Genomic DNA, 13,449 nt, shown 5'->3' with positions numbered 1-13,449 from the left:
TCTTGTTTGCGGACTTTCGGCATCGGGACCGCACTCCCGAAAATTTATCATGAAGGGTAAAACTGTCGCACGCTGACAATTGCAAGCATCTCAGCAAGTGTTGAACGGTAACGTTACGACATCGGGTCAACAGCACGTTCAAGCGGATTAAGTCAACGTTCCGAATAGATTGACAGTCTTGCCGGTCACGATGACGAGGCATCGACTGTTGCTCAACTTTAGCGTTTGTCGAATCAACGCCAACTGTGCGATACCGCCATTAAGTGGCACGATTAAGCACTTGAGATGCTCTACAATAGTGCCGAATTACGCTAATGTAAGATTTCGGTCAGCGGCTAGGTGGATGCTGTGTCGCGATGATTGGTGGTTGTTGGTGTTCTTCCGACAACCGCCAATCATCGGGGACGAAGTTAAGACTCGCGTGGGTTTTGGCGAGGCTTAACTTCGAGGTCTGAGACCGTCCTTCGGCTCAGACCGGCCCCACAGCAGGAACCTAGCCGCTGACCGGAATCGTAAGTCCACGCAAATCATCGCACTTCACAAACTCACAGCAAGAATGCTTACGCTGGACACAAACGACAGCAAAAAAGACATGCCAGACACGGCATGTCTTTTGCGTTAAATGGTAGCTTGTGTCTCTTTGATTCGTTCCAGCAATAATTGGTTATCATTAAGCTTCGCGAAAGTTTTCGCGTCATTCAATAATTCAATAACGTCAGCAGTTGGCTTATTGAGTGCAATCGCATTTTGCGCCTGACGGAAACGAATCCGAGCGGCGTAATAGGTGACGTGGTTGTTGGCGCAGATGTCGTAACCGTAGGCCAGAAGTGGGTCGCTGGTCTTGAAGTCGTTGACGTGGGCGAAATATTCGGCCGTATAGAAGACCATGTTGAGGGCCCGCCAGATAGATTTATTACTATTAAGTGGTAGGTTGTGCAGGTCGTCGAAAACTTTTTGGAAGAAGAACTCGCTCTTTTGGTTTTCGTGGTTGTGACTGTAGGCGATGCCGCTCCCGGTATAAGCGAGGTTGGTGAAGATGGTGCTATGGTTGTCGTCTAAGTCGTTCAAAATTAAGTTGAAGTAGTAGAGCGCATCCGCAATCGGTTCCTCACGTAGCGCTGTGAGGTAGCCTTTGACAAAGTAGTACTGCATCTGGCCGTTTGCGGTGAGATCGGTGAAGTTAACTTTTTCAAGGTCAGCGCTGGCGCTGTCGTATTCACTAGTGATCAATTTAAATTCAGCCTGGTCGAGCAACTCACTTGCTTCTGATTGAGCAGGTGGGTTAACTGGAAAGACATCGTCTAGGGTCAGGCTAAGGCGTGCACAAAGTTGAGTCAGAATTCGGATTGCGGGCGCCTTACCAGAGTTTTCAAATTTACTGAGGGTCGCTTGGGTACAAATGCCATCGCAAAGTTCGGCCTGTGACAAACCGAGGGCTTTACGCGCTTTAATAAATCGTTCTATATTCATAATTTTATCAGTCCAATTATTATTTTATATTTACGGCAATTATAGCAGATTATTCTTCGTTAATCACTGAACGATTCAAAATTAAACTGGAATGGAATATTTTGCTGATGATGGCGGAGGTTAACGCTTGAAGTGCACAATATTCATCTATTAAGATAAAAATGGTTTCTTATACATATATTCATCATATTATGTATGAGAAGTTCATTGAATTCGTTAACCATTTCCGTGTAATTATTCGCTTTATTATGTATATTCACTGTATTTTAGTATAGTTTATACATAAAATTAAAGAAAATTGCTGTTTTTAGAAATAATGATTGCATTTTAATCTTTATGAGAATATAGTAAGGAACATACAAATAAGCGAATTAATATAAAATGAGGTGAGTCAATGAACGTTGCGATAGTTGGGGTTACGGGTTACAGCGGCACGGTGTTATACAGTTTGCTGGTTAACCACCCACAAGTTACTCAGATTAACTTATACGGACATACAAATGAAGGAGAAAACGGGGATGTCCGCTATCTCGACGAGCTCATTGCCGGTTACCACGGCCAACACGTGCCACTTCAAGCGTTTGATCCGGAAAAAATCATGGCGGATAACGATGTGGTGTTCTTTGCAACATCGTCCGGCGTCAGCAGTCAGTTAGCTGGCCCGTTCATTAAGGCAAAGTTCCCAGTGATCGATTTATCTGGTGACTACCGGTTGCCGGATCCAGCCACCTACGAGAAGTGGTATCACAAGCCAGCTGCGGATGCGGCTGATTTAGCGCAGGCCACTTATAGCCTTGCCGACTTTTACGCTGAGAAAACGAACTACATTGCGAACCCGGGGTGTTACGCAACGGCAACGCTGCTTGGATTAGCGCCAATGGTGCAACAAGATTTGATCGATCCAGATAGCATTATTGTGGATGCCAAGTCTGGGACGTCAGGAGCTGGTAAATCCCTCAGTCAACTGACGCATTTCACGGAAGAAAACGACAACTTGCAGTTATACCAACTCAACAAACACAAGCACATTCCAGAAGTCGTTCAACAACTACATCAGTGGAACAACCAAGTGAATGCCATTCAATTTAGCACCACGCTACTTCCGCTCACGACCGGCTTGATGGCCAGCATCTACGCCAAGGTCAAGTCAGGTGTGACGCAAGAATCCTTAATGGCGGCGTTCAATACCGTTTATGCGGATCACCCATTCGTTCACGTGATGGATGGCGAAACGCCAAGCCTGAAACAAGTCGTTGGCACCAACAACTGTGATCTGGGCGTGGTCTACAACCCTGTAACTCATACAGTGATGGTGATCAGCGTGATCGATAACCTGATCAAAGGCGCTGCTGGACAAGCGGTTCAAAACTTTAACCACCTATTTAACTTTAACGAAACCACTGGCCTACCAACGTTGCCAGTCTTTGCTTAGAAAAGGAGCGTTGCATATGACAGTGACAACAATTGACTTTCAATGGCCAGCCGGCTTTTATAACGATGGCATCGAGATTGGCCTAGGAACCGTTGATAAGAAGGACTTCGGTTACCTCTTCTCAGAAGTTCCCGCAACGGCTGCCGGGACTTATACCACCAACCAGTTTCAAGCAGCCCCAACGAAATTAACTAAAAATACCATTAACCACAACCATCACCTCCAAGCGGTGGTTGTGAACAGTGCAATTGCGAATTCTTGTACCGGGGTGCAGGGGGAACAGGATGCCCAAACCGAACAACAGCTACTGGGTGAAAAGTTAGGCATCTCACCAGACTTAGTAGGGGTCGCTTCAACCGGTTTGATTGGCGCACCGCTACCAATGGACAAAATCAAAGCGGGCATCGCGCAATTACAACCCGCAACCGATGATGGCGTCACCCAAGCGGTTTTGACGACCGACACCCATGCCAAGAAGGCCTGTGTTCAGGTGGAACTTGATGGTCAGACGGTGACGATTGCGGGATTCTGTAAGGGTTCTGGTATGATCCACCCCAAGATGGCCACGATGTTGGGCTTTGTAACCACGGACGCGGCGATTGATGGTGAGCTACTACAACATACGTTAAGCACCGGCGTTGATACCACCTTCAACCAAATTACGGTTGATGGCGACACATCGACGAACGATATGGTCGTCGTGATGGCCAACGGATTAGCGAAAAATGCCGAATTAACGTCAACCACGGATGCCGATTACGCGGCATTTGCCGAAGCCTTACACGTGGTTTTAGGTGAACTGGCCAAGCAAATTGCTGCCGATGGTGAAGGCGCAACTAAGCTCGTTGAATGTAACGTTTCGGGCGCCTTTAACGACCAGGAAGGCCAACAAGTAGCTAAAGCAATCGTTGGCTCCAACCTAGTTAAGGCCGCCATCTTCGGCCAAGACCCGAACTGGGGCCGGATTATTTCCACGATTGGCGCAACGGATGCCCACGTGGACATCGACCACGTGTCAATTACCCTGAACGGCATCTTGATGGTACAAGACAGTTTGGCAGTGCCGTTTGACCTTGATACGGCAGTTGATGCCATGAAAGAAAACCAAGTGACCATCGACGTTACCCTCAACAGTGGGAATGCGACCGGCCAAGCTTGGGGTTGCGATTTAACTTATAACTACGTGAAAATTAATGCGAGCTATCACACTTAAAGAAGGGAAGCACGACCTATGAATCTGATCATCGTCAAAATCGGCGGCAACGCCATTCATCAATTAACTGCGGAATTTTTTGAACAGTTACGCGACTGGCGCCAAGCGGGCAAGAAGGTCCTCCTGATCCACGGTGGTGGACCTCAGATTTCCAAGCTAGCCGATCAACTCGACATTCCAACGAAGAAGCAAAACGGAATTCGAGTGACTGACGACGCAACGTTGGCCCTATCCAAAATGGTGTTGCTGGGCGATTCTCAACCAGAACTGCTGACCCGCTTATCGCAGGCTGGGTTAGCAGCGGTGGGGTTAAATGCGGCGGATCAGAAACTATTGGTCGGCAAGTTTGTCGATCAACAACAGTACGGCTTCGTTGGTAGCATTTCAAGCGTTAATGAGTTGGCGCTGTCGAGACTGTTAGCTGACCAAATTGGGGTCCTAGCACCTTTAGCGCTGACAGTCAGTGGTGACTGGCTCAACGTCAACGCTGATACAGCGGCAGCCGACGTTGCCCGGTTATTAAAAGCTAACCAACTTTACCTATTAACGGATGTTCCTGGCGTGTTGAAGAACGGTCACGTGATCAGTCAATTGGTGCCACAAGATGTGACCCAGTTAATTGAAGAAAACGTGATCACGGCGGGCATGCAACCGAAACTCTCAGCAGCGGTTAAGGCCGTTCACGCGGGGGTTCAAGCGGTGCGCATTACCGACCAGTTGACCCACCCAGGAACCACACTTTTACAGGAGGCAATCGATTAATGACAATGGACCATGTATTTCCAACCTACGCCCGGTTCCCGTTTGAACCGGTAACCGCAACTGGTGTCACCATTACCGATGATCAAGGGAAGGACTACCTCGACTTTACGTCAGGCATCGGTGTTTGTAATTTAGGGTATCAAAATGCTGAGATTCAAGCGGCAGTCACTGACCAACTAGGCAAAATCTGGCACATCTCTAACCTGTACGAAAACCACCTCCAAGAAGCCGTGGCTGAGTTACTAGTTGGGAAGGAAGATAAGCTAGTGTTCTTTGCCAATTCCGGGACTGAAGCCAACGAAGCTGCGTTGAAATTAGCGCGGAAGGCCACCGGTAAGACCAAGGTGCTATCATTTAACCACTCCTTCCACGGACGGACTTACGGGTCGATGTCGATGACCGGTAACGCCCACATCCAAGAGGGGTTTGCGCCATTGGTTCCCGATATTAGTTTTGCGGACTACAATGATCCTGCTTCGTTGGACGCCATTACGCCCGATTTAGCAGCCGTTATTCTGGAAGTTATTCAGGGTGAAGGTGGCGTCATCGTTGGTGATCCAGACTGGTTACGCGATGTTCAGGCGAAGTGTCAGGCCACTGATACGCTATTCATTATTGATGAAGTGCAAACTGGGATTGGTCGGACTGGGTTTAAATTTGCCTATGAAGCGTCGGCCTAGATCCTGACATCGTCACTTCCGCCAAGGGCTTAGCCAATGGTCTGCCCGTTGGTGCGATGATTGGCAAGTCGAAACTGGGCAAGGCATTTGGTCCCGGCACTCACGGCTCGACCTTTGCGGGGAACCCGTTAACGATGGCTTCGGCCCAGGCCGTGTTGAAACAGTTAACGCCAGAATTCTTGGAACAGGTTCGCACGAAGGCCTTTAAGATCGGCCAAACGTTAGCGAAGTTTGAAGCGTTGCCGGTTGTAACTAGCGTGAGCGGTCGTGGGCTGATGATTGGGATTCACCTGACGGATGACTTGCCAGTTAATGACGTCATCACGGCGTTACAGGCGAAGGGCATCTTGACCCTATCCGCCGTTGGTAACACGTTACGGTTATTACCACCATTGGTCATGTCGGTTGAAGACTTAGAGAGCGGGCTGACAACGATTTACGATGAGTTAGTGGCACACACGAACTAAAAATTAAATTTAGAAATGAAAAATACCACGATGAATGCTCGTTAACGGGAAATCATCGTGGATTTTTTGATTAGTCAACGTATTGATGACCGAACTGTGGTGTTTTTAGTAGTATGATACCGAATAATTTTTAAATTAGAAAATAATTAAAATGCCATTGCCGAAAGTGCCACTTTCCCATATGATAATAGATAAGCACCTCGGCACCAGACATTTGGAAGGATGGGAATAATACCATGAAAGCAATCATTACCGTTATTGGCCAGGACAAAGTTGGCATCGTTGCGGCGGTTTCTAACCAACTCGCAAAGCTTAACGTCAACATTATTGATATTTCGCAAACCTTGATGCACGGCAGTTTTACGATGATTTTGATGGGTGAATGGGACGAACAGGCAACGAACTTTGAAACGGTGAAACAAGCGTTAACTGAACAGGGCGAAACGCTGGGTCTTGATATTCGCATCCAGCGCCAAGAGTTATTTGACGCGATTCAGAAGTTGTAGGAGGTTACTGATGGAAACCAGACAGATTCTTGAAACAATTCAGATGATTTCGGAAGAACGCCTCGACATTCGGACGATTACGATGGGTATCTCCCTGTTTGACTGTATCGATAGTGATGGCGAAAAGGCGCGTCAAAAATCTACGATAAGATTACGACGAGCGCCAAAGACTTGGTTAAAGTTGCCAATGAAATTCAATCTGAGTACGGCATTCCAATCGTCAACAAACGGATTTCGGTAACGCCAATCGCGTTGATTGCGGCGGCTAGTCACGATGATAACTATGTAGCGTATGCAGAAACGATGGAACGGGCCGCAGAAACCTTGGGCGTTGATTTAATTGGTGGGTTTACCGCTTTGGTTCAAAAAGGTTACCAATCTGGCGACCGTAAGTTGATTGAATCGATTCCCGAAGCGTTGAACGTGACGCAGCGGGTCTGCAGTTCAGTCAACGTTGGGTCAACTCGGTCCGGTATCAACATGGACGCTGTGGCCCAGATGGGGCGGGTCGTTAAAGACATTGCGGCGATCGACCCAGTCAACTGCATGAGCTTAGTCATTTTCGCAAATGCGGTTGAGGATAATCCGTTCATGGCCGGCGCCTTCCACGGCGTTGGTGAAGCGGATCGCGTCATCAACGTGGGTATCAGTGGTCCTGGCGTTGTGAAGCGGGCGTTGGAACAGGTTAAGGGCCAGTCGATCGACGTGGTGTCAGAAACCATCAAGAAGACAGCCTTCAAGGTTACTCGGATGGGCCAATTAGTCGGTAACGTGGCGGCAGAACGCTTAAACGTGCCGTTTGGTATCGTGGATCTCTCGTTAGCGCCAACGCCAAATGAGGGTGATTCGGTTGCTGAAATTCTAGAAGAAATCGGCCTCGAAAGTGTCGGTGCCCCAGGAACTACGGCAGCATTGGCATTGTTGAATGATGCCGTGAAAAAGGGCGGCGTCATGGCCTGCGAACACGTTGGTGGTTTATCGGGTGCCTTCATTCCGGTTTCGGAAGACGCTGAAATGATTCGCGCAGTGACAGCGGGACGCTTGAACATCGAAAAGTTGGAAGCCATGACGGCGGTTTGTTCCGTGGGACTTGATATGATCGCCATCCCAGGTGATACGACCGCGGAAACCATTAGTGGTATGATCGCGGATGAAGCCGCAATCGGCGTGATCAACAACAAGACCACGGCGGTGCGAGTAATTCCAGCAACGGGCAAGGGCGTCGGTGAACAGGTCGACTTCGGTGGCTTGTTTGGGACTGCCCCAATTATGCCGGTGAATGCAAACTCACCAAAGCAGTTTATTGATCGCGGTGGCCGGATTCCGGCGCCGATTCATTCGTTTAAGAATTAGAGCGCAAAGAAAAGCGGTTAAGGAGTGGAGCGTAAGGCCCTCCCACCATAAACCCCGGTTTTTGGGGTTTGTGGTGGGAGGGCCTTACGTGCAACTCCTTGCTTTTCTTTGCGCATTTCGGCGTGGTGGCCTAAAAGAACACGCGTAGTCAAACTTCACAATAAAACCGATTATTCGGAAAGCACAATTCCCATAAAAAGCCGAAACAAACGTAGTAGCAATGAGCGTCGCCAGAAAGTCTATGGAATAGAGTAAACCCCGGTTTTTGGGGTTTGTGGTGGGCAAGCCCGTACGTGCAACTTAGTGAACTAAAACCATAATGATTCATCAAAAACAGGCGCCACCACCCAACAACTAAGTTAGGTAGTGGCGCCTATTCCATATCCAGCAACGGTTTTAGCCTACATTAAAAAAATTCCACTCAAAAAGCTTGACGCTCACATCGCAATCAAGTAAGATGTATTTGAAATCATATTATACGACATATAATATTGTAAGGGGTGATAACGTGGCAATTCAAGTGAGTTCAGAATTACTGGACGGCTGCGTGTTAGCAATCTTGTCGAATCAAGATTACTACGGCTACGCGTTGACGCAGCGGGTTCAGCAGGCAATTAAAGTGTCGGAGTCAACAATGTATCCGGTACTGCGACGGTTGAAGAAGAATGGTTGGCTCACGACGTATGACGAGCCGTATCAGGGACGTAACCGGCGTTATTACCAGATAACGGCGGATGGTAAATTGCATTTGGCAACAATTCGGGGCGACTGGACCGAGTTTAAAACTGGAATCGATTCAATGTTGGGGGATGAAAACAATCATGGATAAGTATATTGCGGAGTTTAAGAGTTATCTGAATCAGCTGAATGAGACGGAACTCGCAGAAGTTGTTGATTTTTACTCGGAGTACCTACAAGACGGCGACTTTGTTACCTATGAGGAAGCAGTCAAGGAATTAGGAACGCCGAGGCAGTTGGCACGTAAGGTGTTAGCCGACTATTCAATTCGGTTACTCAATGCACCGGGAAGCGGTAAGAAATCGATTCGGAGTCGGGTTCGGGAATCCCAATCTCAAGTTCGGACGATTTGGTTGATTGTGTTGGCCATCCTCTCAACCCCGTTGACGATTCCGATTGCCATCGCAGTATTAGCGGTCCTGTTTGCGGGGGTTGTTGCCGGTGGTGCGGTGATTTTTGCGATCATTGCGGCCTTAGTCGGCATTTTACTTGGTGGCGGGGCGGCCTTAGCTGTCGGCATTGGCATCTTAGGCACGGCATTTAACACCGGGTTACTTTACATCGGTGGCGGGATTGCCGTTATTGGGGCCTTTTTGATTGGTTTACCCATTATTAACTGGCTGATTCGGTGGATGATCCGTGTCACCTTAATGTTCAGTCGTTGGTTATACAGTAAATTAAGCCGGAAAAACCGGGCGGAACAAGCAGAAGAGAGGCGAGACAACCAATGAAAAAGACGTTTATTTTTGGAGTGATCCTGCTGGTCATCGGTGGGGTACTGTTTTCAATCGGACTTGGTAATGGGGGCTTGAAGTCGGTTTACTGGGATGACGGTTTTAAAGTCGATGCCCGGGTATCGAAGAGTGTGAACTATCAAGATGTTTCGGAGATTGACGTTAACGGTAATGGCATGGGACCCGTTGTGATTCAACAGGGTGATACGACTGAAACCAAGGTTCGCCTGCATGCTAGTAAGAGTAGTCACGTTAGCATGACGAACCACCAAGGTAAGTTGACGATAACCGGTAGCGGTAGCTCAGGCTTCATCTTCGGTTCTCAAGATTTTGATTCCAACCAACAACCAATCGTCGAAGTGACGGTTCCAGCAAAGACTAAGTTGAAGAGTATTACGCTGGGAAGCGATTCAAACACAACGGTTCAAAACGTATCAACTAAGGAACTGAACGTGAACACGAGTGAGGACCTGACGCTGTCACACGTGGGTGTTAGTGGCACGATTTACGTTAAAGACGGCGTGTATGGCTCAATCAACCTCAATGACGTGGGCGCTAAGAGTTTAGATATCGATTCTGGCGATAACAATATTTTGATTGAAAACAGCCGCTTCGATGCCCAAAACAGTCAATTGACTACCAGAGACGGTGATCTGACCTTACGTCAAAATACTTGGCGGAACTTAACTATTCAATCTAGCGATGCGAACGTGGACTTCGATCAACAAAACATTTTGAAGACCATGCAGGTTCGGGCAGAAGATGGTCACATCAACGGACAGATCGAGCCAAGTAAGCACGTGGCATTACGGCCAATGCTTCGGATGGTCATGTACCTTGTATGGTAAGGATACTGGTAACTACGGTAGTATGAACGCAGAGAAGACTTACCAGTTGAATGCTGATAATGGGAATATTGTGATTTCAAGATAGTGTGCGGAGCAAGACGGGTTGAGAGCGTAGTGTAAGTCAACTTCGGTGAAAGCGCCTGGGTCTGGCGGTTTTACCGAAGTTGACTTACGCATAGCTCTCAGTCTTGCGTAGCACCATTCGGCACAGTAGCCATAACCCGCCATACATCTTTAACGAACGAAACAACGACAAACAGCCAACGCTAAAAACAAGCGCCAACAACATAAGACACAATAAAAAACGCACCCGCCAAATTACGGCGAGTGCGTTTTCAATATCACTAAATTTATTGATCTCTCGGAATCAATTTCAAATCCGTATGGTCTTCCTTAACTACAGCATATAAAACTTCATTTTGATTTTCGTTAAGGTACCCCAGATTAACTGCTGGGTAACCATCAATTTGATCAATGCCTTGGAATCGGTCAACAATGGCATGCTTGATCACGTCAATGGCTTCTTTGCGCTGATCGGCCTTCTTAACGGCTGCAGCCAGTGTGAAGCCCTGTTCCATATTGTGTTTAATGACAAACACCTTAATGAGGGTCGCGTAATTATACTTCCGGTTTTGCCCGTTTTCCTTAACGCTTGTAATGTAACCCTTTTGTTCCCAGTACCGCAGTTGACTCTGTGAGACACCGGTTGCGGCGGCAACGTCACCGATGCCTAAATGCCATTCAACGTTGCGACTGATGAACGCTAATTCATCGTGAAATTCACTACTCAACTTAAATCCTCTTTTCTGAAAAGTTTTCTAAAAGTTCGTTCGAATTTTGAAAATTTTGTAATAGCTTTCATTCCCGGCGTTAACGGGTTCTTGATTATTAGGATTGTTCATAACAATGGTAGATTTAACAACAACTAGTATATATTATTAAATAATATTGTCAAGATTGTTGACAAATTCCTTAAAAGTTATTATTATAGTCAACAGTCGTTTAAAAGAACGAAAAACGAAATTTAAATAAAAGAAGGTTGACTTAAGTGAACAAAGCGGTTGATATGAATGGGAAACCGTACAACCGGATGATGATGATTGTCATCTTACTGGTGGGGACATTTTGTACGGTTTTGAATCAAACGATTTTATCTACGGCATTTCCAACCATTATGGACGCGTTCAACGTATCAACGGCGACCGTTCAATGGTTGACTACCGGATTTATGTTAGTTAACGGGATTATGATCCCAATTAGTGCGTGGTTAAGCACGCGGTTTAATACGAAGTGGCTGTACATTTCAGCCATGGTTATTTTCTTGGCAGGGACGATTGTTTCATTTACCGCTCCTAACTTCGGCCTCCTATTAACGGGTCGGTTGATCCAAGCCGTTGGTGTTGGGGTAACCATGCCACTGCTACAAACGATCATGCTATCGATTTTCCCACCAGAACGGCGTGGGACGGCCATGGGGCTTGCCGGGATCGTTATCGGGTTAGCACCAGCCATTGGCCCAACCTTGTCAGGGTGGGTTATTGATAACTTTAGTTGGCGTGACTTATTCGGAATGATTATTCCAATCGTGGCAGTTGTTGTTCTTGCCAGTCTTTGGTTCATGAAGCCCGTTTTACCGACTAAAAAAGAAGGTATCGACGTCTTATCCGTTATTTTGTCAACGGTTGGTTTCGGGAGCCTGCTTTACGGCTTCTCCACCGTTGGTGATGATGGCTGGGGCAGTGCCAAGGTTATCAGTTTCTTAATTGTTGGTGTGATCGTTGTTGGGTTATTCGTTTGGCGTCAACTCAAGATGGACGATCCATTCTTGGAACTTCGGGTTTACCGGTCAAAGCCATTCATGGTTTCAGCTATTTTGAGTTCAATCTCAATGATGGCCATGGTTGGGGTTGAAATGGTGATTCCATTGTACCTGCAAGTTGTTAAAGGCATGTCAGCCTTCCACTCTGGCTTAACGTTGTTAGCCGGCGCCTTGATGATGGGGGTTATGAGCCAATCACTGGCCGGGCTGTGGACCGTTTCGGTGCAAGCGCTTGGCGATTATGGGGATGTTATTACTGACCCTAGGTTCAATTCCATTTATCTTTATTACGAAGGACACGCCAACAGTTTACATCGTCATCTTGTACGCTGTTCGGATGTTTGGGATTTCGATGGCCATGATGCCAACGACTACTGTTGGGATGAATGCCTTACCAGTTAACCTGATTGGTCATGGGACGGCGGTTAACAACACTCAACGTCAAGTTGCCAGCTCCGTTGGGACGGCGGTATTGATCAGTATTTTGACCAACGTCACGACCAACAACATGCCAGCTAAGCACTTGTTGAAGACTGATCCATTGGCATACAAGGACGCTGCTATCAACGCAACGTTATCTGGTTACCATGCCGCCTTCATGATTGCCACGCTCTTCTGTGTACTGGCATTAATTACGGCCTTCTTCATGAAGAACCGTGGGAACGCAAGCGATTATCCAGTTGATGGGGGTGAAAGCAAATGATCTTAGTCGCAATTTCAGTATTTACCATCTTAGCCTTCGTTTGTTTCATCTACATTAACAACAAGGCAGCCAGCCTGATTTTGACCCTGATTTCCGTATTAGGTCTGATTATCTCAAGTTACTTCGGGGTGATTAACTGGAAGAATCATTATGGACTGGAAAAATACACGGAAGCCACCAGCAAACAGGTCTATTCCGTGAGTCCATCCAAGCAACTTCAAATGATTCTTTACCAACCAATTGGGACGAAGAACAACAAACAGGTTTACATCTATAAAGCTAGCGCAAATGCTAAGAAGACAAGCACGACGCAAGCAACGAGCACGACTACGAACAAGTTGAAATCCACGACTGGTAACACCCGTATCGTCACCAAGACGGTTCGCTGGCGTTACAAGAGTGGTGCCGCTAAGTTCTGGTTTGGCTTGACTGGTGAAAACCACAAGTTTGTGAAGCGGACGAACTACATCTACGTTAACAAAAACTGGGTCACGTTAACCGTTGCCCAATCAAAAGCGCTCTCCAAGCAAATGAAGAGCAAGACTTACCAAGCTAAGCTGAAGGCGGAAGCCAAGGCCTTCGTCACCAAGCAGGTCACTGCTGCCATGACGAAGAACCCAACCATGTCATCAGCTGAACAAGCTAAAGTCACTAAGCAAGCCACTGCGCAATTCCAAGCACAGGCTGTGCAGAAGCTGATTGCTTCACTTAAATAGTAATTTTG

Annotated in this window: 10 protein-coding genes and 3 pseudogenes; 11 read left to right on the top strand and 2 right to left on the bottom strand. The window is 47.2% G+C overall.

Annotated features, from left to right (window positions below):
- Positions 1–618 precede the first annotated feature (618 nt).
- Positions 619–1,470: a helix-turn-helix domain-containing protein gene (locus JCM2765_RS14135; RefSeq protein ID WP_054737285.1), complete on the bottom strand. Its 852-nt coding sequence runs from the start codon at positions 1,468–1,470 to the stop codon at positions 619–621.
- 394 nt (positions 1,471–1,864) lie between these two features.
- Here JCM2765_RS14135 and argC point away from each other — a divergent pair, with 394 nt between their 5' ends.
- The 9 genes and pseudogenes from argC (at position 1,865) to JCM2765_RS14090 (ending at position 10,203) form a co-directional block, all read left to right on the top strand.
- Positions 1,865–2,902 (top strand): N-acetyl-gamma-glutamyl-phosphate reductase, encoded by a 1,038-nt coding sequence (gene argC / locus JCM2765_RS14130; protein WP_054737284.1) that lies wholly within the window; start codon positions 1,865–1,867, stop codon positions 2,900–2,902.
- A gap of 16 nt (positions 2,903–2,918) precedes the next feature.
- On the top strand, positions 2,919–4,115 hold the full coding sequence (gene argJ / locus JCM2765_RS14125) for a bifunctional glutamate N-acetyltransferase/amino-acid acetyltransferase ArgJ (RefSeq protein ID WP_054737283.1): 1,197 nt from the start codon (positions 2,919–2,921) through the stop codon (positions 4,113–4,115).
- A gap of 18 nt (positions 4,116–4,133) precedes the next feature.
- On the top strand, positions 4,134–4,877 hold the full coding sequence (argB, locus tag JCM2765_RS14120; protein ID WP_054737282.1) for an acetylglutamate kinase: 744 nt from the start codon (positions 4,134–4,136) through the stop codon (positions 4,875–4,877).
- Positions 4,877–6,024, top strand: a pseudogene (gene argD, locus JCM2765_RS14115) (acetylornithine transaminase). The gene argB and the pseudogene argD overlap by 1 nt, the downstream one beginning before the upstream one ends.
- 236 nt (positions 6,025–6,260) lie before the next feature.
- Positions 6,261–6,530, top strand: coding sequence for an ACT domain-containing protein (locus tag JCM2765_RS14110; RefSeq protein WP_054737281.1), 270 nt, complete (start codon positions 6,261–6,263; stop codon positions 6,528–6,530).
- 10 nt (positions 6,531–6,540) lie between these two features.
- Positions 6,541–7,883 (top strand): annotated as a pseudogene (locus JCM2765_RS14105) (PFL family protein).
- Positions 7,884–8,391: 508 nt separating this feature from the next.
- The gene (locus JCM2765_RS14100) at positions 8,392–8,712 is read left to right on the top strand and encodes a PadR family transcriptional regulator (RefSeq protein WP_054737280.1); all 321 of its coding nucleotides are present in this window, start codon (positions 8,392–8,394) and stop codon (positions 8,710–8,712) included.
- Positions 8,705–9,352 (top strand): DUF1700 domain-containing protein, encoded by a 648-nt coding sequence (locus JCM2765_RS14095; protein WP_054737279.1) that lies wholly within the window; start codon positions 8,705–8,707, stop codon positions 9,350–9,352. The genes JCM2765_RS14100 and JCM2765_RS14095 overlap by 8 nt, the downstream gene beginning before the upstream one ends.
- Positions 9,349–10,203: a DUF4097 family beta strand repeat-containing protein gene (locus JCM2765_RS14090; RefSeq protein WP_054737278.1), complete on the top strand. Its 855-nt coding sequence runs from the start codon at positions 9,349–9,351 to the stop codon at positions 10,201–10,203. Before JCM2765_RS14095 ends, JCM2765_RS14090 begins: the two co-directional genes overlap by 4 nt.
- Positions 10,204–10,553: 350 nt before the next feature.
- Here the strand turns inward: JCM2765_RS14090 and JCM2765_RS14085 are convergent, their stop codons facing one another.
- Entirely contained in the window at positions 10,554–10,994 is a 441-nt protein-coding gene (locus tag JCM2765_RS14085; protein WP_054737277.1) for a MerR family transcriptional regulator, read from the bottom strand.
- A gap of 257 nt (positions 10,995–11,251) precedes the next feature.
- On the opposite strand from JCM2765_RS14085, the pseudogene JCM2765_RS14080 reads away from it, so the two are divergent.
- Together JCM2765_RS14080 and JCM2765_RS14075 are read left to right on the top strand one after the other, a co-directional pair.
- Positions 11,252–12,725, top strand: a pseudogene (locus tag JCM2765_RS14080) (MDR family MFS transporter).
- Positions 12,722–13,441: a DUF4811 domain-containing protein gene (locus JCM2765_RS14075; RefSeq protein WP_054737276.1), complete on the top strand. Its 720-nt coding sequence runs from the start codon at positions 12,722–12,724 to the stop codon at positions 13,439–13,441. The pseudogene JCM2765_RS14080 and the gene JCM2765_RS14075 overlap by 4 nt, the downstream one beginning before the upstream one ends.
- The last annotated feature ends 8 nt before the right edge of the window (positions 13,442–13,449 follow it).

The sequence above is a fragment of the Secundilactobacillus similis DSM 23365 = JCM 2765 genome (genome assembly GCF_001311075.1).
Classification (GTDB): domain Bacteria; phylum Bacillota; class Bacilli; order Lactobacillales; family Lactobacillaceae; genus Secundilactobacillus; species Secundilactobacillus similis.
Note: the sequence above shows the minus strand (reverse complement) of the source record. Positions and strands in the feature narration are given on the sequence as shown.

What these genes read in the sequence shown, in the direction of transcription:
- JCM2765_RS14075 (WP_054737276.1), top strand. Translation starts at nt 12,722, where the DNA reads ATGATCTTAGTCGCAATTTCAGTATTTACCATCTTAGCCTTCGTTTGT.
- JCM2765_RS14110 (WP_054737281.1), top strand. Translation starts at nt 6,261, where the DNA reads ATGAAAGCAATCATTACCGTTATTGGCCAGGACAAAGTTGGCATCGTT.
- JCM2765_RS14090 (WP_054737278.1), top strand. Translation starts at nt 9,349, where the DNA reads ATGAAAAAGACGTTTATTTTTGGAGTGATCCTGCTGGTCATCGGTGGG.
- argB (WP_054737282.1), top strand. Translation starts at nt 4,134, where the DNA reads ATGAATCTGATCATCGTCAAAATCGGCGGCAACGCCATTCATCAATTA.
- JCM2765_RS14095 (WP_054737279.1), top strand. Translation starts at nt 8,705, where the DNA reads ATGGATAAGTATATTGCGGAGTTTAAGAGTTATCTGAATCAGCTGAAT.
- argJ (WP_054737283.1), top strand. Translation starts at nt 2,919, where the DNA reads ATGACAGTGACAACAATTGACTTTCAATGGCCAGCCGGCTTTTATAAC.
- argC (WP_054737284.1), top strand. Translation starts at nt 1,865, where the DNA reads ATGAACGTTGCGATAGTTGGGGTTACGGGTTACAGCGGCACGGTGTTA.
- JCM2765_RS14135 (WP_054737285.1), bottom strand. Translation starts at nt 1,470, where the DNA reads ATGAATATAGAACGATTTATTAAAGCGCGTAAAGCCCTCGGTTTGTCA.